This window comes from Rhizobium sp. P1_E6 (assembly GCF_056405875.1).
Genome location: NZ_JBFUBG010000110.1, coordinates 1 through 18,636 on the forward strand (window position 1 = coordinate 1; position 18,636 = coordinate 18,636).

At 60.3% G+C, this 18,636-nt stretch carries 17 protein-coding genes, 1 tRNA gene and 1 pseudogene; 11 read left to right on the forward strand and 8 right to left on the reverse strand.

What is annotated here, in order from left to right; genetic code table 11:
* On the forward strand, positions 1-1,412 hold a 1,412-nt coding region (locus AC1D35_RS31040), incomplete at its 5' end, for a lytic transglycosylase domain-containing protein (RefSeq protein ID WP_477941698.1).
* A gap of 64 nt (positions 1,413-1,476) precedes the next feature.
* Positions 1,477-2,370 carry an alpha/beta fold hydrolase gene (locus tag AC1D35_RS31045; RefSeq protein ID WP_477941700.1) on the forward strand — a complete coding sequence of 298 codons (894 nt, stop codon included), beginning with the start codon at positions 1,477-1,479 and terminating at the stop codon, positions 2,368-2,370.
* Between the two features lie 131 nt (positions 2,371-2,501).
* On the opposite strand, the gene AC1D35_RS31050 is transcribed toward AC1D35_RS31045, so the two are convergent.
* The 4 genes from AC1D35_RS31050 to AC1D35_RS31065 all read right to left on the reverse strand — a co-directional run bounded on the left by AC1D35_RS31050 (position 2,502) and on the right by AC1D35_RS31065 (position 6,763).
* Positions 2,502-3,545 (reverse strand): porin, encoded by a 1,044-nt coding sequence (locus AC1D35_RS31050; RefSeq protein ID WP_113509051.1) that lies wholly within the window; start codon positions 3,543-3,545, stop codon positions 2,502-2,504.
* 568 nt (positions 3,546-4,113) lie between these two features.
* A tRNA-Ser gene (locus AC1D35_RS31055) sits at positions 4,114-4,203 on the reverse strand.
* Positions 4,204-4,344: 141 nt separating this feature from the next.
* Positions 4,345-5,562, reverse strand: a complete 1,218-nt coding sequence (locus tag AC1D35_RS31060; RefSeq protein WP_477851843.1) for an NAD(P)/FAD-dependent oxidoreductase — start codon at positions 5,560-5,562, stop codon at positions 4,345-4,347.
* Between the two features lie 85 nt (positions 5,563-5,647).
* Positions 5,648-6,763, reverse strand: a complete 1,116-nt coding sequence (locus AC1D35_RS31065) for a Gfo/Idh/MocA family protein (RefSeq protein WP_477851844.1) — start codon at positions 6,761-6,763, stop codon at positions 5,648-5,650.
* A gap of 208 nt (positions 6,764-6,971) precedes the next feature.
* On the opposite strand from AC1D35_RS31065, the gene AC1D35_RS31070 reads away from it, so the two are divergent.
* The 4 genes from AC1D35_RS31070 to iolE all read left to right on the forward strand — a co-directional run bounded on the left by AC1D35_RS31070 (position 6,972) and on the right by iolE (position 12,909).
* Positions 6,972-7,844: a MurR/RpiR family transcriptional regulator gene (locus AC1D35_RS31070; protein ID WP_113301968.1), complete on the forward strand. Its 873-nt coding sequence runs from the start codon at positions 6,972-6,974 to the stop codon at positions 7,842-7,844.
* A gap of 93 nt (positions 7,845-7,937) precedes the next feature.
* A complete protein-coding gene (locus AC1D35_RS31075; RefSeq protein ID WP_477851845.1) occupies positions 7,938-9,872 on the forward strand; it encodes a bifunctional 5-dehydro-2-deoxygluconokinase/5-dehydro-2-deoxyphosphogluconate aldolase in 1,935 nt (644 codons plus the stop codon).
* Between the two features lie 202 nt (positions 9,873-10,074).
* On the forward strand, positions 10,075-11,925 hold the full coding sequence (gene iolD, locus AC1D35_RS31080; RefSeq protein ID WP_477851847.1) for a 3D-(3,5/4)-trihydroxycyclohexane-1,2-dione acylhydrolase (decyclizing): 1,851 nt from the start codon (positions 10,075-10,077) through the stop codon (positions 11,923-11,925).
* A 66-nt stretch (positions 11,926-11,991) separates the two neighbouring features.
* Positions 11,992-12,909 carry a myo-inosose-2 dehydratase gene (gene iolE / locus AC1D35_RS31085; protein WP_477851860.1) on the forward strand — a complete coding sequence of 306 codons (918 nt, stop codon included), beginning with the start codon at positions 11,992-11,994 and terminating at the stop codon, positions 12,907-12,909.
* Between the two features lie 19 nt (positions 12,910-12,928).
* On the opposite strand, the pseudogene AC1D35_RS31090 reads toward iolE, so the two are convergent.
* Positions 12,929-13,063 (reverse strand): annotated as a pseudogene (locus tag AC1D35_RS31090) (endonuclease domain-containing protein); the annotation flags it as partial.
* A gap of 19 nt (positions 13,064-13,082) precedes the next feature.
* On the opposite strand from AC1D35_RS31090, the gene iolB reads away from it, so the two are divergent.
* The 4 genes from iolB (at position 13,083) to AC1D35_RS31110 (ending at position 15,352) form a co-directional block, all read left to right on the forward strand.
* Positions 13,083-13,880: a 5-deoxy-glucuronate isomerase gene (gene iolB, locus AC1D35_RS31095; RefSeq protein ID WP_113311465.1), complete on the forward strand. Its 798-nt coding sequence runs from the start codon at positions 13,083-13,085 to the stop codon at positions 13,878-13,880.
* 91 nt (positions 13,881-13,971) lie between these two features.
* Positions 13,972-14,217, forward strand: a complete 246-nt coding sequence (locus AC1D35_RS31100) for a YjiS-like domain-containing protein (RefSeq protein WP_113311466.1) — start codon at positions 13,972-13,974, stop codon at positions 14,215-14,217.
* Positions 14,218-14,267: 50 nt separating this feature from the next.
* The gene (locus AC1D35_RS31105) at positions 14,268-15,101 is read left to right on the forward strand and encodes a helix-turn-helix transcriptional regulator (RefSeq protein ID WP_477941704.1); all 834 of its coding nucleotides are present in this window, start codon (positions 14,268-14,270) and stop codon (positions 15,099-15,101) included.
* Positions 15,102-15,187: 86 nt separating this feature from the next.
* Complete coding sequence (locus AC1D35_RS31110; RefSeq protein ID WP_477832853.1) at positions 15,188-15,352, forward strand: hypothetical protein; 165 nt, start codon at positions 15,188-15,190, stop codon at positions 15,350-15,352.
* Between the two features lie 95 nt (positions 15,353-15,447).
* On the opposite strand, the gene AC1D35_RS31115 is transcribed toward AC1D35_RS31110, so the two are convergent.
* Positions 15,448-16,815 carry an MATE family efflux transporter gene (locus AC1D35_RS31115; RefSeq protein WP_113311468.1) on the reverse strand — a complete coding sequence of 456 codons (1,368 nt, stop codon included), beginning with the start codon at positions 16,813-16,815 and terminating at the stop codon, positions 15,448-15,450.
* Positions 16,816-16,844: 29 nt separating this feature from the next.
* Positions 16,845-17,285, reverse strand: a complete 441-nt coding sequence (locus tag AC1D35_RS31120) for a glyoxalase superfamily protein (protein ID WP_113311469.1) — start codon at positions 17,283-17,285, stop codon at positions 16,845-16,847.
* Between the two features lie 383 nt (positions 17,286-17,668).
* On the opposite strand from AC1D35_RS31120, the gene AC1D35_RS31125 reads away from it, so the two are divergent.
* The gene (locus tag AC1D35_RS31125) at positions 17,669-18,007 is read left to right on the forward strand and encodes a hypothetical protein (protein WP_113300964.1); all 339 of its coding nucleotides are present in this window, start codon (positions 17,669-17,671) and stop codon (positions 18,005-18,007) included.
* A gap of 72 nt (positions 18,008-18,079) precedes the next feature.
* Here AC1D35_RS31125 and AC1D35_RS31130 read toward each other — a convergent pair whose 3' ends face one another.
* Positions 18,080-18,526, reverse strand: coding sequence for a host attachment family protein (locus AC1D35_RS31130; protein ID WP_113300953.1), 447 nt, complete (start codon positions 18,524-18,526; stop codon positions 18,080-18,082).
* Between the last annotated feature and the right edge of the window lie 110 nt (positions 18,527-18,636).

Below are 18,636 nucleotides of genomic sequence, written 5' to 3' on the forward strand. Positions count from 1 at the left end.
ACCTGATGTATCGCGGCCGCGTGGCACAGGCCAAGCGCTTCGGCGACATGGGCCAGGCGCAATCGCTCTACAAGGCATGGGCTGCCGTCGACAACAATGCGGGCAATGCCGGCGCATTGCTAACCGCGATCGATGCAAAATGGCGCAACGATCCCGGCTTTCTGTTCGCGCGCATCGAATATCTGCGCAAGCAGGACAAGTATCTCGACGCCGCCAAGCTGCTGCAGCAGATACCGCGCGACCGGACCGAACTGATGAATTCGGGCGAATGGTGGAACGAGCAGCGGATCGTCAGCCGCGGTCTCGTCGACCAGGGCCAGTTCAAGACAGCCTACCAGATCGTCGCCGCCTCCGTTGCGACGGTGCCGACCGATATCGTCGAAGCGCAGTTCCATGCCGGCTGGTATGCGCTGCGCGGATTGCAGGACCCGACGACGGCCGAGACACATTTCCGCAAGATCCTGCAGGTTTCGAACGGCCCGCTCTCTGTTTCTCGCGCCTGGTATTGGCTCGGGCGTTCAGCGGAAGCCGGCGGCCCGGGCAAGGCCAGCGAGTTTTTCGCCAAGGCCGCGAATTTTCCGGGCACATTCTACGGGCAGCTGGCAGCTGAGCGGCTTGGGCGGAAGACCTTGAACGTCACCTATCCGTCGCCGACACCAGCCGACCGCCAGAATCTCCAGCAGCGCGAAGCCGTGCAGGCGATCGGACGGCTGGAGACCGCAGGTCATGGCTGGCGTGCGGCAGCGATTTACCTGGCCCTTGCCGACCAGCTCCAGAGCCCCGGGGAGCTCGCGATCCTGACGGCCAAGGCCGAGCAGGCGGGCAACCATCATCTTTCGCTGCAGATCGGCAAGATCGCCTATGGGCGCGGCATCGACGTTGCGGCGCTGGCCTTCCCGGTCGGCGTCATTCCCGCCAACGCCAATATTTCCGGCTCGGGCAAGGCGCTCGCCTATGCGATCGCCCGGCAGGAAAGCGCTTTCAACCCGGCGGCCGTTTCCGCAGCCAATGCCCGCGGTCTGCTGCAACTTCTGCCTGGGACGGCCCAGGCCGTCGCCAAGCGGCACAGCATCACCTATTCCAAGGACAAGCTCACAGCCGATGCCGGCTACAACGCGACGCTCGGCGCGCATTATCTCGGCGAGCAGATCGAAGCTTTCGGCGGCTCCTATATCCTGACCTTCATCGCCTATAATGCCGGACCGAAGCGCGTGCCGGAATGGATCGGCCGCTATGGCGATCCGCGCGGCAAACCGGTCGACGAGATCGTCGACTGGATCGAGCGCATCCCCTTCCCCGAAACGCGCAACTACGTGCAGAGGGTGATGGAGAATTACGAGGTCTATAAGGCTCGACTGGGTCAGTCCCCTGATATCGAGCGCGACCTCATCGGCGGTCGCGGCGCGACCTAAGCTCGCCTAGTAGCCACGTTGAAAGCACGCTACATCTCGGTTCAGAAGACCGGATGGAGATGTCATGGCTAACGCAGTCACCAACGGGTTTACCGAAAAATTCTTTGAATCTACCGATGGGCTCAGGCTTTACGCCCGTAACTACCAGCCGACCGGTGAAAGTACCGACCGGTTGCCGGTCGTCTRCCTGCCGGGCCTTACGCGCAATGCCCGCGATTTCCACGAACTCGCATTGATCCTGTCGCGGGACGCAGGTTTCCCACGGCGTGTCATGGCAGTGGACTATCGCGGACGTGGCCTGTCTGATCGGGATGATAACAAGGCGAATTACAATCTCGCTGTCGAATGCGGCGATGTGATTGCCGCCTGCGATGCGTTCGGCATAGACCGCGCCATCTTCATTGGGACCTCGCGCGGCGGGCTGATTCTGCATCTGCTGGCGGCAATAAAGCCGGAACTGCTCACGGGCGTCATCTTAAACGATATCGGCCCGGTCATCGAGCCAGCCGGGCTGATGGCGATCAGGGACTATCTCAACCGTGACCGCAAACCTCGAAGCTGGAGTGAAGCGATCGATATCCTCAAGGAGAATCACGGCGCTGCCTTTCCCTCGCTCGATCCCACCGACTGGGAGAGCATGGCGCACGCCATCTATCGAGAACAGAATGGCGTACCTCTCGCCGACTATGACCCGGCGATTGCCCAGCAGTTGAAAACAATCGATTTCAACAATCCCCTCCCCGACCTCTGGCCGCAATTCGAGAGGCTGCGCTCCACACCGCTGCTGGTGATCAGAGGAGAGAACTCCAATCTGCTATCGCGAGAGACAACAGAGGAGATGACGAAGCGGCACCCGGGGATCGTTCAGATCACGGCGAAAGGCCAAGGTCACGCGCCGCTTCTGCATCTAGGGGACATTCCGGAGGGAATCGGTACGTTTGTCAGCAGGCTTCGCTGATCCGGCGGCTGAGCCGTTCACCCCGGATTTTGCCTGTTTCCCGACTGCCAATAGGCATCGGACTCCAGCATAAAATAGAAAAAGCCCGGCTCGAAAGCCGGGCTTCCCTGAATGACCGAAGTCAGATCAGATTAGAATGCACGCTGCAGGCGGAAGTAGCCCGAGGTTACGTCGTCAGCACCATCCGGATCGAGGTACTGAACCGAAACCTTTGCAGAGAGGTTGTCTACGATCTGGTAGTCAACCGTCAGACCAACCTTCCAGGCATCGTTGTCGTCGTTGAATTCGTCACCGACGATGCCGTAGTGGCCGTAGTACTGTACGCCCGGGGTCAGCTTCAGCTTGTCGGTAGCCTTGATGGCGTACTCGGCAGCAACGGCCCATTCGGACTTGTTGTAGTAGGCGTTCGGGTTGGTGGAGTAGACAGCTGCGAGGCCGAGCGTGCCCGGACCGATTGCAACGGTACCCATAGCGCGAACAGCGCCTTCTTCGTTGTCGGTGTCGTAACCAGCAGTGATCTGGTAGGTGAAGGCACCAGCCTTGCCACCGAGACCAACAGCTACGCCGAAGTTGTTAGGGGTTTCGCCGTCGTAGAACGGGCTGTCTTCCAGTTCGTCAACGCTGATGCCAGCGTAGAAGTCACCGGTTTCGTACTGATAACGGATCGAGTTATGCAGGGTAACCGGGGAGCCGATGTCGTCCGTTTCGCCGGAGAGACCATCGTCCCACCAGGAGTAGAACAGACCAGCGCGGAAGCCGGCAATGTCGAGGTAAGCAGAATCAAGCTGCGTCTTCTGGTTAGAAGCGTTGTCAGCATTGGCCTGAATAACGATCACGCCGGTAAGCGGGCCGTATTCGGTGTCGCTCTTGGCCGTGAACTGGATCTGACCACGCGTACGAGCGTCCCAGTCCGAGTCGTTCGGAACAGAACCGCCGCCGCTAGCACCGATCGAGCTTGCGTTCGGAGCAACGTCAACCTGGAAACGGATGTAACCGTTGATCTTCAGGCAGGTTTCCGTGCCCGGGATGTAGAAGTAGCCGGTGCCGTAGGCGTCGCAGACGCGAACGTATTCAACCGGTTCCGGCTCGGCAGCAACGATTGCGTCAGCTGCCTGAGCGCCGGATACTACTGCCAAAGCAGCAGCGGAGCCGAGAAGAAGGCTCTTGATGTTCATAATGACCTCCAATTCAAGTTTCGATCGGAGATAGGATCACGCCTGGACAGCGTTTCCCTGCCCCATCTCCGGTGTTTGAAGAAGTCGGGCGGTCAAGCCCTTGCTTCCGAGGGTGAAAATACAAGACGGCGGCTGTCACGCAATCACCAACTTGTGTTCAGGAGGGGTTTACGAAAGCCTTACCGAAACCCTGTTGCTGAAAGGCCACAAGTTGGGCAATGGCCCCGCTGCTTGTTTAGGCTTTATTAAGAAAGTGCTTATTTTCCCGGTATTTATTGGGGTTTCATAAAGGCCGGAGGCGCTTCCTGTGCCAAATCGGCACCATTTTTCCGCCTGATTCTGCCACTTTGGGGGTGATTGGCGGCCAGTCGCGCAACGGTCGTGATACATTAGAAGAAACCGATTTCAGTCTTCACGCCGAGAAGCCCGCTGATTCCCGACGCGATTCGGTTCGCGATCAGATCGATTCCATAACCGGTCGTTCGACGCCCGAATTCGCGAAAGGGAAAAACCGCCCGTGGTGGTGGCTAGCCATACGACGTCAACATTCTATGAGTTTGAAGGAAAATGGCGGAGAAGATGGGATTCGAACCCACGATACCATTCCTGGTATACTCCCTTAGCAGGGGAGCGCCTTCGACCACTCGGCCACCTCTCCGGTCGGAGCCCTGATATGGGTATTCACCGGTACGATCAAGCTTTTTTTGAAGTTTTCACACGTCCTTTATTTAGGCGGCAAACGCGATGGTGACAGTCAAAACTGAAACTGCCTCCAAAGCCGATCGCGCTCTGCGCTTATTCAGGCCAGCAACTGCTTCAGATCGGCCGCAGGATCGGCCAGGATCGCCCGATCCGGATTGATTCCTGATTCCAGCATCTTCTTGCCCGTCACATAGGCCTTTGCATCGTTGATGGCGTCGACGGCGATCAGCCTGCCCTCGCGGAAATACCAGACGGAGCTTGCTCCTTCGCGGGCGCCGGGACGCAGCAGCGTATCGTCATAGCCCATATTGAAGCCGGCGATCTGGAGCTTCACGTCATACTGGTCCGACCAGAACCAGGGTTTCGGGTCGTACGATTCGTTGCCGCCGGCAATGACGGCAGCGGCAGCGTCCGCCTGATCGACGGCGTTCTGCACGGATTCGAGCCGGATGCGACCGCCCTGCCAGGGCAAGCTCGCGCAATCGCCGGCCGCAAAGATCGATGGATCGGATGTGCGGGCGAATTCATCGACGATGATTCCATTGCCGACTTCGAGACCCGCTTCCTTCGCCAGGAGATCGTTCGGCACGACACCGATACCGACAATGACGAAATCCACCTCGATGGTGCTGCCGTCGGAAAGCTCGGCGCCGGTCACCCGGCCATCCTTGCCTACAAGATGTTTGAGGCCGGTCTTTTCGCGAATCGTAACATCATGGCTCTTATGAATCGCGCGCATGATGTCGGCGGTTTCCTTCGCCGCGACGCGCTGCAGGATCCGGTCGGCCATCTCGATGACGGTCACTTCAAGGCCGAGATGGCGGGCGACGGCCGCAGCCTCAAGGCCGATATAACCGCCGCCAATGATGAGCACACGGCGGCCGGGTCGCATTTCCTCGGCCAGCAAATCGGCATCGCGCTTGTCGCGGGCGACATAGACGCCATCGAGATCGCCGCCGATGGCCGCCGGCAGACGACGCGGCGTCGAGCCCGTCACGAGTGCCAGCGTGCCATAGTCGAGAACGGAACCATCCTGCAGCAAGACCTGCTTCGCATCGCGCTTGATCTGCTCGGCCCAGGTCGACAGGCGAATCTCGACATTATTGTCCGGGTACCAATGCTCGGGGCGGAACAGCAGGCGGTCGAAGGCCATCTCGCCCAGCAGGTATTTCTTTGAGAGTGGCGGGCGCTGATAGGGAAGCACGTCTTCGGCGCCGATGATCGTGATCGGGCGCATATCCTTCAGCGCACGCAGTTTGGCTGCCAATGCGAAGCCTGCCTGCCCCGCGCCGATGATCACCAGTCTGTCCGTCACGATATCACTCCCGAATATCAGCCATTCCACAGGGAGAAGGCCTATCCCCTGCCCCAAACGCCGTCAACGGAAGCGAAGGCTAACCTCAGCCGATCTCGATCCAGCGGCGCTCATGGAAGGACTGTGCCATGGCATGAACCGACTTCTCTATCCTGAGACCGTCTTCGAATGTCACGATAGACGCCGGCTCTCCGGAAATCGCCCGGATAAGCTCGCGGCATTCGATGATCTTGAGGTCATTGAAGCCGAGACCGTGGCCGGGGGCCGGAATGAAGCGATCATAGGGCTGATGGACGGGTGCTGCCAGTATTTTGCGGAAACCCTGCTCGGAACCACGTCCTTCGGCCTGATAGAATTCGAATTCGTTCATACGCTCCTGATCGTAGAGGATAGAGCCCTGTGAGCCGTAGATCTGCAACGCGATGCGGCCCTTGCGGCCCCAGGCGGCACGATTGGCCATCAGCACGGCGGAGATGCCGCCGCCGAGACGCATCAGCACATTGGCCGCATCGTGATTCTCCACCGCGCGGCGGCCGCCTTCCTTCTGCGGACGGTCGGCGTAGGGCTTGACCATGTCAGTGGTGACGGCCTCGACATGACCGAAGAGATACCAGAGCAGCGACAGCGGATGGACAGCGAAATCATCGAGGGCGCCGTACCCGGCCGACAACTCACTCTTCCAATAGAAGAGGACATCGGGATCGGCCATGAAATCCTCATCCATTTCGACGCGGATATGATTGACGGAGCCGATCGCACCTTGGCCGATCAGCGTCTTTATATGCCGCATGATCGGGTTCTGGATATAATTGTACCCGAGTACGGCGACCTTGCCGGATTGTCTGGCGACTTGAAGCATGCGTTCGGCATCCGCATAGGCGGGCGCCATCGGCTTTTCGCACCAGACGTGCTTGCCGGCCTGCAAAGCGGCGATCGCCATTTCGGCATGGAACTGATTGGGCGTCGTGACAGAGACGACATCCACCTCTGGATCGGCGATCAGCGCCCGCCAGTCGGCCGTCGCCTTCTCGAAGCCGAATTCGGCAGCGCGGGCGCTCGCGAGTTCGGGGTTTGCCTCGGCAAGATGCACAAGACGGGGCCGCTCGACATCGCCGAACACCGTTTTCACCGCATTCCATGCAAGCGCATGGCACTTGCCCATATAACCGGTGCCGATCAAACCAATGCCGAGTGGCTTCATGTCAGGGTCTCCTCCTCAAATCCGTGTGAATTTTTGGAATATTTGGATCATTTTGACAAGCGGGCGCTGAGGCATCATTTCGCCCTGCCTTTCCGGAAATTGTCCAAAACCCTTGATTTTCAGCGGATTAAAAACAATTAGGCGACCTCACTTAAATCGTTTATGCTTCGAAATATGGAATATTTGTTTCATCTTCTGAGCCGTCAGCATGGATAGTGATCCCCAAAGGGCGCGCGTGCCGCGCGATTTCGAAAGCCTGCGCAGCACCATCATCGAACGCAAGGCAAACATGCCGAAGCGGCTGGCGCAGGTGGCCGCCTTTGCTCTCGGCAATCCCGATGAAATCGCCTTCGGCACGACGGCCAGTATTGCCGCCGCCTCGGATGTGCAGCCGTCTACCCTTGTGCGCCTTGCGCATCACCTCGGCTATGAAGGCTTCTCCGACCTGCAGAGCATCTTTCGCGAGCGGTTGCGCGACCGGACGCTGAGCTACGAGGAACGTCTCGTCACGCTGGAACAGTCCGGCGGGGATGACGAGGATGCGACGCTTCTTTCCGGCTTCATCTCGGCGGCCAGCCAGTCCGTCAACCGGCTTGCGGCGACGGTGCAGACCGATACATTTATAAAGGCGGTCGATATTTTGGCGGCAGCGGAGACCATCTATCTCATCGCCAAGCGGCGTTCCTATCCGCTAACGGCGCATATGACCTATGCCTTTTCCAAGCTGAACATACGCCATCAGATCGTCGCCTCGCCGAATGGCGTCGATCCGGAGATGGTACAATTCGCCACGCCGCGCGATGCCGCGATTGCGGCGAGCTTTTCCCCCTACGCCGCCGACAGCCTCACTCAAAGCCAGGAACTTGCCGATCGCGGTGTACCGGTCATTGCGATCACCGATTCGGCCTTTTCACCGCTGGCCGCCTGCGCCACCCATTGGTTCGAGGTGGCGGAGGCTGATTTCGGCGGTTTTCGCTCGCTCTCGGCATCGATGGCGCTCACTATGGCGCTGCCGGTCGCCATTGCCGAGCGGCGGCGCAAGCTTCAGCATTCCAAACCCGCAAAGACAAAAATGGAATAAACATTCCGAATTGACAAAGAGACGGAACCGATGTTTCATTATTCAAAATTGGCGGGCGCTACAGGCCGCCTGAAAATCTAGCGGGAGGACATCATGGCACAACCGAATCCGGGCTCACAGCCGGAGCCGTCGCTTGACGTGATCACCATCGGCCGCTCCTCTGTCGACCTTTACGGCCAGCAGATCGGTTCGCGGCTGGAGGATATCGGCTCGTTTGCGAAGTCCGTCGGCGGCTGCCCGGCCAATATCGCTATCGGCACTGCACGGCTTGGGCTGAAATCGGCATTGATTACCCGTGTCGGCGCCGAACAGATGGGACGCTTCATCATCGAGCAGTCGGCCCGCGAAGGCGTCGAGACCAAGGGCATCAAGACGGACAAGGATCGGCTGACGGCGCTGGTGCTGCTCGCGGTAGAAGCCGAAGGCGTTTCGCCGATGATCTTCTATCGCTCCGACTGCGCCGACATGGCGCTCGAAGAAGGCGATATCGACGAGGATTTCATCAAGTCCTCGCGCGCCGTGCTCGTTTCGGGCACGCATTTCTCCCGCCCGAATACCGAGGCAGCACAACGCAAGGCGATCCGGATTGCCAAGGCCAATGGCCGCAAGGTGATCTTCGACATTGACTACCGGCCGAACCTCTGGGGCCTTGCCGGCCATGCCGAGGGCTTCGAGCGCTACGTAAAGTCCGACCGCGTCTCCTCGAAAATGAAGGAGACGCTGCCGGATTGCGACCTCATCGTCGGCACTGAAGAGGAAATCCTGATTGCGTCGGGTGCCGATGACGTTCTCGGTGCGCTGAAGGAGATCAGGCGCCTTTCGCCGGCGACCATCGTCTTGAAGCGTGGAGCGATGGGCTGCATCGTCTATGACGGCCCGATCAGCGACAATCTGGAAGACGGGATCGTCGGCGACGGCTTCCCGATCGAGGTATTCAACGTGCTCGGCGCTGGGGACGCCTTCATGTCCGGCCTGCTGCGCGGCTTCCTGCGCGACGAGCCGTTGAAGACCTGCGCCACCTGGGCCAATGCCTGCGGCGCCTTTGCCGTTTCCCGCCTGCTCTGCTCGCCGGAATATCCGACCTGGGCGGAGCTCGACTTCTTCCTGAAGAACGGCAGCGAACATCGCGCACTGCGCAAGGACGAGGCGATCAACCACATCCATTGGGCCTCGACCCGCAAGGGCGAGATTCCGCTGCTGATGGCGCTTGCCATCGACCATCGTTCGCAATTGACCAGCGTCTGCGACGAGCTCGGCGTCAATTACAAGCAGATCGTCGCCTTCAAGCGGCTGGCGGTGGAAGCCGCCTCCCGCGTCGCCAATGGGCGGCGAGGCTACGGCATGCTGATCGACGAGCGCTTCGGGCGCGATGCATTTTTCGATGCGGCCAAGAAGAATTTCACCTGGATCGGCCGGCCGGTCGAGCTTCCGGGCTCCAAGCCGCTGCGCTTCGAGTTCAGCCAGGATATCGGCTCGCAGCTGGTGGAATGGCCGCTCGACCACTGCATCAAGTGCCTGTGCTTCTACCATCCCGACGATCCGGCGGCTCTCAAGACGGAACAGCAGGAGAAGCTGCGCACGCTCTTCGAAGCTGCGCGCAAGGTCGGCCGCGAACTGCTGGTGGAGATCATCTCCAGCAAGAACGGACCGCTGACAGACGATACAGTTTCGACAGCGCTCGAAGAACTCTATGCGCTCGGCATCAAGCCGGACTGGTGGAAGCTGGAGCCGCAGGCGTCAAGCGGCGCCTGGAAGAAGATCGATGCGGTGATCGCCAAAAATGATCCATGGTGCCGCGGTATCGTGCTGCTGGGGCTCGAGGCTCCGGCCGACGAACTGGTGAAGGGGTTCGAAGCAACGCTCGCTGCCCCCTCCGTCAAGGGTTTTGCGGTTGGCCGCACGATCTTTGCCGATGCGGCGCGCGGCTGGCTTTCGGGCAAGATCAACGACGAGGAAGCGATTGCCGATATGGCGGGACGTTTCCGGCAATTGACTGAAGCCTGGCTTAAGACGCGTGGGCTTCGGTAGAAATAGAATTTAGACCCCTCCCCAACCCCTCCCCACAAGGGGGAGGGACTTAACTTGGGGCTATCGCCTTGCGCCATCAGCAAGCGTCCTTTGGACGAGACGTTGCGGCGGAATGCAGAGAGCCCGGCGGGTTAGCCCCTCCCCCTTGTGGGGAGGGGTTGGGGAGGGGAAAACAGATAGAGCGAAGGTTCGGGAGGACCCGATGGGTAAGACAATCCGTTTGACGATGGCTCAGGCCGTCGCGCATTTCCTTAAAAAGCAGATGACGATCGTCGACGGCAAGAAAGTGCCGATCTTCGGCGGCGTCTGGGCGATCTTCGGCCACGGCAACGTTGCCGGCATGGGCGAAGCGCTCTACCAGGTCCGCCAGGAACTGCCGACGTATCGCGCGCATAACGAACAGGGCATGGCGCATGCGGCAATCGCCTATGCCAAGGCGAGCTTCCGCCAGCGCTTCATGGCCTGCACCTCCTCGATCGGCCCCGGTGCGTTGAACATGGTGACGGCTGCAGGTGTCGCGCATGTCAACCGCATTCCAGTGCTCTTCCTGCCTGGCGATATCTTCGCCAATCGCGCGCCCGATCCGGTGCTGCAGCAGATCGAGGATTTCGGTGACGGCACGGTGTCGGCTAATGATGCCTTCCGCCCTGTTTCGCGCTATTTCGACCGGATCACACGGCCAGAACAGATCATCACGGCGCTGAAGCGCGCCATGCAGGTGCTGACCGATCCGCTGGATTGTGGCCCGGTGACGCTGTCGCTTTGCCAGGATGTTCAGGCGGAGGCCTTCGACTATCCGGAAAGCCTGTTCGAAGAAAAGGTCTGGACGGCGCGCCGTCCGCAGCCGGATGCCGACGAACTCGCCAATGCGATTGCGCTGATCAAGGCATCGCAGAAGCCGGTTATCGTAGCCGGCGGCGGCGTTCTCTATTCGCAGGCGACCAAGGAACTGGCTGCCTTTGCGGAAGCGCATGGCGTTCCAGTCGTCGTTACCCAGGCCGGCAAATCCGCAATCGATGAGCGTCACGCTCTGGCGCTCGGATCGGTCGGTGTAACCGGGACATCGGCTGCCAATGCCATTGCCGAGGAAACCGATCTGGTGATTGCCGTCGGCACGCGCTGCCAGGATTTCACGACCGGTTCCTGGGCGCTCTTCAAGAATGAAGGCTTCAAGCTGCTCAGCCTGAACATCGCAGCCTATGACGCGCTGAAGCATGACAGCCATCCGCTCGTTGCCGATGCGCGCGAAGGGCTGAAGGCGCTTTCGTCAGGTCTTTCCGGCTGGAAGGCACCGACAGCCCTTGTCGAAAAGGCAACGAAGGAAAAGAAGGTCTGGATGGAGGCTGCCGCCAAGGCGATGGGTTCCACCAATGCCGCCCTGCCCTCCGATGCGCAGGTCATCGGCGCTGTCGTGCGCTCGATCGGCGGCGAGAAGACCACGCTTCTGTGTGCGGCGGGCGGCCTGCCCGGCGAATTGCACAAGCTGTGGCCGGCCACCGTGCCCGGCAGCTACCATATGGAATACGGCTTCTCCTGCATGGGTTATGAGATTGCCGGAGGCCTCGGTGCCAAGATGGCGCATCCGGAAAAGGACGTCGTCGTCATGGTCGGCGACGGGTCCTACATGATGATGAATTCGGAGCTTGCGACCTCGGTCATGCTCGGCCTGAAGCTCAACATCGTGCTGCTCGACAACCGGGGCTATGGCTGCATCAACCGCCTGCAGATGGCGACCGGTGGCGCCAACTTCAACAACCTGCTGAAGGACTCCTATCACGAGGTCATGCCCGAGATCGACTTCCGGGCGCATGCCGAGGCGATGGGTGCGATTGCGGTGAAGGTGTCCTCGATTGCCGAACTGGAACAGGCGATTGCGGAATCCAAGAAGAACGACCGCACCTCGGTCTTCGTCATCGACACCGATCCGCTCATCACCACGGATGCCGGCGGCCACTGGTGGGATGTCGCGGTGCCTGAGGTCAGCACGCGCAGCGAAGTCAACAAGGCCCATGAGGCCTATGTCAAAGCGCGCGCTGCCCAGCGCGTTGGCTGATCGATTGCTATGATTTCTGGAGGAGCGGCAACGCTCCTCCGCGCTATTTTTAAGGAGAGACTAGTGATGAAGGCCAAACTCGGCATGTCGCCCATCGCATGGTGGAACGACGACCTTCCTGAACTCAGCGACGACGTATCCCTCGAGGAATGCCTGCGGCAATCCCGCACCGCCGGCTTTACCGGCATGGAGCAGGGCCGCCGCTTCCCGAGCAACCCGCAAGAGATGCTGCCGATCCTGCGCGCCGCCGACGTGACGCTCTGCGGCGGCTGGTTCTCCGGCACGCTTGTCAACGAGGATCTCTCGGCCAACAAGGACCGCATCGCGCCGATGATCGAGCTGTTCAAGGCGGTCAATGCGCCCTGCATCGTCTATGGTGAAGTCGGCCGCTCGATCCAGGGCGACCGCTCCAAGCCGCTCGCGACCAAGCCGCGTCTTGCCGATGACGAGATGAAGGCTTATGCGCGMCGTGTCACCGAATTCGGCGAATGGTGCGCCGACCTGGGCATGCCGCTTTCCTATCACCACCATATGGCGGCCGTCGTCGAAACCGAACCGGAACTCGACGCCTTCATGAAGAATTCGGGTGCCGGCATTCCGCTGCTGCTCGATGCCGGGCATCTCGCCTTTGCCGGCGGCGATGTGCTGCGCGCCATCGACAATCACCACGCCCGCATCAATCATGTGCACGTCAAGGATATCCGCAAGTCTGTCGTCGATGGGCTCGACCGCAGCCGGCAGTCCTTCCTCGATGCGGTGGCGCTCGGCGCCTTTACCGTGCCGGGTGACGGTTCGCTCGACTTCGGTGCGATCGTCAAGCGGTTTGCCGATTATGGTTATGAGGGCTGGTTTGTCGTCGAAGCCGAGCAGGATCCGCGTAAAGCGCCGCCGCAGAAGATGGCCGAGATCGGCCACGCAGAATTGATGCGGGTGATGACGGCGGCTGGTTATACGGTGGAGACGGAAGGTTTCCCGAAGGGGTAACTGGACGGCCGTCAGAGCAAGGAGCCCCCTCATCCGCCCTTCGGGCACCTTCTCCCCGTTGGGGAGAAGGGGAGGAAAGAGGCGGCGCGGCATATCCCTTCTCCCCAGCGGGGAGAAGGTGGCGGCAGCCGGATGAGGGGGCCGCACCCACCAATTCAGGAGGAGAAACACCAATGCCAAACCTCAAGGTAAAACCGTCAGGCAAGACTGGCCGCGTCACGCATGTGACGCCCGAAAGCGCCGGCTGGACCTATGTCGGCTTCGACATGTACCGGTTGAAGCCGGGCGAAACAGCCTCTGGAGAGACGGGCGAGCGGGAAGTCTGCCTCGTCTGGGTGAGCGGCAAGGGCAAGGCCTCGGCAGGCACCAGGGATTTCGGCACGCTTGGCGAACGCATGAGCCCCTTCGATGGAGCGCCGCACGCTCTCTATATACCGATGGAATCGACATGGTCTGTCACAGCCGAGACCGATCTCGAGCTAGCCGTCTGCTCGGCACCCGGCGGCGGTACCTATGAGGCGAAGGCCGTTCCGCCCGGCACGCATCCGCCGCTGACGCGCGGCAAGGGCACGAATGTGCGCCATGTCAACAACATCATGCCGGAAGATGACAGCTCGGCGCATTCGCTGCTCGTCGTCGAGGTCATTACGCCTGGCGGCCACACTTCCTCCTATCCGCCGCACAAGCATGATCAGGACAATCTTCCGCACGAGAGCATGCTGGAAGAGACCTATTACCACCGCCTCAACCCGCCGCAGGGTTTCGGCTTCCAGCGCGTCTATACCGACGACCGCTCGCTCGATGAGGCGATGGCCATCGAAGACGGCGACGTGACGCTGGTCCCGAAGGGCTATCACCCCTGCGCGGCAACTCATGGCTACGATCTCTATTATCTCAATGTCATGGCAGGGCCGAAGCGCGTCTGGAAGTTCTATAATGCACCGGAGCACGAGTGGCTGCTGAAAGCCTGATCCGGCCGCAGATCGCTAAATAATCTGACAGCGGGCGAGCCGCGCAAATGGTTCAATCCTCCCATTCAAACGCAATGGATGGAGGAACACCATGCGCGGCTCAAGCCTTACCGTATACTCTCAGACCACCCGCCGGTCAGAAATCAGGCAATCCCGGCTTCTTGCCAGCCTCGTTGATGGTTTGGGGTGGATGGCGCGCAAGCTCGCCGAGCGGCGCAATCGCAGCGCCGTCATGGAGCTGTCCGACGATCAGCTGAAGGATATCGGCCTCTCCCGTGGCCAGATCGAAAGCGACGTGCATATCTCAAGCCACTACTGGAACAACAAGGGATTGTGATAGGGTGGTGCGGCGGGCGATGCCCTGCTGCCCGAATTCCGGAAAGACCGATGTCGCAATTTTCGACCGCATTGCTCCTGAAGACGAAGACCGTCACGATCCGTGACATCGTCTGCAATGGCGAATGCCGTCACAAGAGCGACGAGGAGTGCGCCCACAAGACGAGCCTCGTCTATCCCTATCGCGGCGTCTTCATGCGCCATGTCGGGCGCAACGACACCGTGGCGGAAGCCAATCAGGTGCTGTTCTWCAATGCCGGCCAAGGCTATCGCATCAGCCATCCGGTCGATGGCGGCGATGCCTGCATCGATCTGTCCATCGACGAATCCCTGCTTGCCGAGCTTGCGCCTGGAGATCAGGTGCAGGCCGGCGAACTGTTCGGCTTTAAACGCCAGCGCCGGCGCGTCGATCCGCGCGCACAGGCCCTCGTTGCGCTTCTGCGCCATGGTCTTCACCGAGGTGTCGCAGAGACGCTGGAGGCGGAAACGCTGGCGCTGACCCTCGTTCGTCGTTCGCTCGGCGAGCGCACCTCGCATGCGGCGGGTGCCAGTGCTGGACGGCAGAAGCTTGTCGACCGGGCAAAGCTCGTGCTCTCCTCCGATCTCGCACGGCGCTGGACGCTGGCGGAAATCGCGACCGAAGTCGGCGTTTCACCTGTCTATCTCACGCAGGTTTTCCAGCAGGTGGAGGCGACGCCGCTTTATCGCTATCAGCTTCGGCTTCGTCTTGCCCGCGCGCTCGATCTTCTCGGCGAGTACGACGATCTGACGGCGCTCGGGCTCGATCTGGGCTTTTCCAGCCACAGCCATTTCACCTCATCCTTCCGCCAGGCCTATGGTCAGACGCCGGCGGAATTTCAGCGCGCGACGCGGCTGCGAGCGTAAAGTCGCTAAAGAATTCGACAGCAGGCAGAATGCCTGCAGTGGTTTTATGATCCTGCCCAAATGGGCACAAACCGGAGGATCACCAGATGAAAAAGACCACATGCGCCGCCTGCGATTGCGAACTCGGCCCTGATGCGATCAGCGTCAAGCTTGGTGGCAAGACCGTCGAAGTCTGCTGCGAGGAATGCGCTCAGGCGTTGGGGGAAGCGGAGGCTGCTGCGGCATCCGCGCCCGCAGCCAGCCAGGATTGAAAACAAGGCCGCGCCGAGAGGCGCGGTCTTTTCCTTTGCTTTACGCATTTCCGGACGCAAAACCGCTACACACTTTTGCTGGAATTGCTTTGCCCTCAAGCGGGCAGCAGCCCGTAGCGCCAGCCCAGCCGCTTTGCATTCCGCGTAAGGACGGCAAAGGCCAGCAGGAACATGCAGGCTTCCGCAAAGACCGGCACCATCCAGATGCCCATCTCCCCGAAAGCATGCGGCAACAGGAAAGTCAGCGGCAGCGTGAAGAGATAGGCGCGTGACAGGCCGAAGATCGCCGCGCGCCTGGCATCGCCGATCGCCTGAAAATAGCCCGACAGCACGATCATCTGGCCGAACAGGAAATAGGCGCCGACCGTCCAGGGCAGGATGCGCGAGACTTCGGCGATGACGACGGGATCGGCGACGAAGACATGGCCGAGGCGCGTTGCCAGCAGCTCCACCGTGATCTCGACGCCGGTGCAGTAGATGAGGGCCGCGATCAGGGCGATCTGCAGACTGCGGCCGACCCGCTCCGAAAGACCCGCTCCATAATTATTGCCGCAAATCGTCTGGGAGGCGATGTTGAGACCGAGCAGCGGCAGATAGGCAACCGTCATGACGCGGGTAATGATGCCGTAAGCGCCGATGGTCGAGACATAATCCCCCTCACCCCAGACCGACAGGTTGAAAATGACAGCCGCCGAGCAGAGCGAGATGCCGATGAAACCGAGGCTCATCGGGGCGCCGAGCGCCAGGATTGGCCGCCAGTCCGCAAGCGGAAAGCCCGCTGCCGGGCGAAGCGCGCGTTCATTGCGCCAGCGATAAACCAGTACGGCAACGAGGCAGATTGCCTGCGCCAGCACGGAGCCGAGCGCAGAGCCTGCGACACCCCATTGCAGGATTGCCATGAAGAACCAGTTGGCGGCGATGTTGAGTCCTGTGGCAGTCAGCATCACCATGGTCATGAAGCCGATCCGGCCTTCGCTGCGCAGGGCATCGATATTGAGCGACAGGAAGAAAGCTATGGGTGCAGCTCCAACCATGATCCCCATGAAGGTCCGGGCATTTTCGGCAACGGCAAGATCTCCTGCCGCCGCATTGTCGACGATCCGCCAGCCGACGGTCCAGTAGATACCGTTGACGAGCAGGACGACCACGATCGCCAGCACATGGGCAACAGCGAAGGTGCGGCGCGCCGCATCGCGATTGCCGCCGCCGAGCTCGCGGGCAAGGATGCTCGCCATGCCGTTCGAGACGAGCGACTGCAGGGCGACGAGCATCATCAGGCCGGGAAAGATCAGCGTGACGGCAGAAAGCGCCCCTGCCCCGACATAAGCTCCGAGAAAATAGGCGTCCACCACGGCAAAAAGGCCGTTGATGGTGGTGATCAGGATAATCGGCAACGCGGTGCGGGCGAAGACCGATGGCAGCGGGCCTGTCAGGAAGGCATTGGTTTCGGAATTTGATGTCATGGACGGAATCCGGATTTGCGATCAGGCGATCAGAGATCAAGGACAAGGTGCGGCAGGCCATTGGAGGTCTTGCGCGGCGAGATGCCGTTCTCATCGATCTGGGCGTGGATGCGCTGACGAAAGGCCGAGAAGCTCTCGAAGGTCACGACGTCGACCGGCTCATCGAAATGGATGGTGACCCTGTAGAACTCGCTGCCCGCGACACCCGAAAGAGCCAGGACCTTGCCGGTGAAGGGCTGGTTCAGGTAGCGACCGCGGACATGGGCGCCGACGAAAATCGGCGAGGCGGGCTTGTCATTGGGTTTTGCAGCAAGGGCCGACAGAGTATTCCAGTCGCGGGCGCCATATTGGCGGGCGATCAGTTCCAGAGCGGCGGCATGGTTTATCTCGCTGCCGCGTTCGGTCATGGCCTGTCGGAGGCGTTTTGCCTGGGTCTTCAATTCGTCGACCGGCGGATAGGTCCCAGTCATCGGTATACGAGTCATAGGCGTATGAGTCATGGATTCAGCCTCTCAAGGCATGCCATTCGACTGTCAGGGGGGCTCGCATTGCCGTCAGTCAGCATGCACAGTGGCTGTGACCATGATCGCGAGGGCTTCACCATGGATCTTCATCCGCGAGCGGCCGGTGCCTCGAACCGGCTTCTCTATGCGCGACGACGGACGCCAAGTCAATGACGGCACACGGGTGGTGAAAAATTGGGCAGATTCTGGACAGTATTGTCGGCAATAAAAGCGTTATGCCGTTAGATTTTGCACAAGCTTTCAATTTTAAAGACATTATTCAGTAGATGTGAGCAATCCTGCGTTAAAGTCAGATCATACAACAAGCGGAGGCTGACATGGCCTTTCAGATGCACCTCGACACAGAACATCCCAAGCCCGAACAGGCTTACAGAGAATTCAACCTCGACCGGCCCGGCAACATCATCTTTGTCGGCCACCACCTCAGCACCGGCACGCAAGTCCGCTGCCTGATCCGCACCATCACGCTTGCCGGCGCGCTGCTGGAAGTCAGCCCCAGCGTTGAAATACCGCAGCATTTCTTCCTGGAAATCCTCGGCATCCACGACGAGATCGGCTCGACCGTGGTCAAGCGCGAAGGCGAATTCGTGACCATCAGCTTCAACATGCTGCTGAACCCCGAATTCCTGCATCATGTGCTGCGGTTGAGCTTCGAAACCGAGCTCTGATCTCCGTCTTCATTCGCATAAGAAAACGCGGGCCTTGCGACCCGCGTTTCGAAGAGCGATGGCTTGCGACGATCAGGCGGCGAGATGCCGCTCGATCTGATCGACGGGAAGGTTGGTATAGTCCTTCGCCACTTCGGCTGAAATCGCCGCCTGCGCGTCGGCACTGAGATTTGGGCGCAGCGTTCCGAGAGCGCGCGGAGGTGCGACCAGAACGATGCGGCGCGCTTCTTTCTCATGGACGAGTTCGTCAAGCTTGTCGGCAATCCCCTTCAGGAAGTCGGCTTCTGCCTGATCCTGCCAATTGGTCTCCTCCATGGCGCTGCCGCTCATCCCGTTCGGGGCGTAGGAGCGCCCCGGCTTGTCTGTGCCGAGTTCACGGTCGGGCTGGTTGGGTTGTGTAAGGGTTTCGCGAACCTGGAGATTCATGAGTTCCGCGTCACCCGCGTTCTGCATGATCAGGGCTTTGGCCCCATCGCAGACAACGACCCAGGATTCCCAGGGAATTTTGATGTCTGTCATTTGAGTTTCCTCGCTTTCATCATTGGAAGCAGCGCATGGCTTGAAGAGAACGCCCGGCAATTGAAAGAGTTCGGGAAATTCTGCGGAAAGAGCGGCGGTCGGCGATCCGA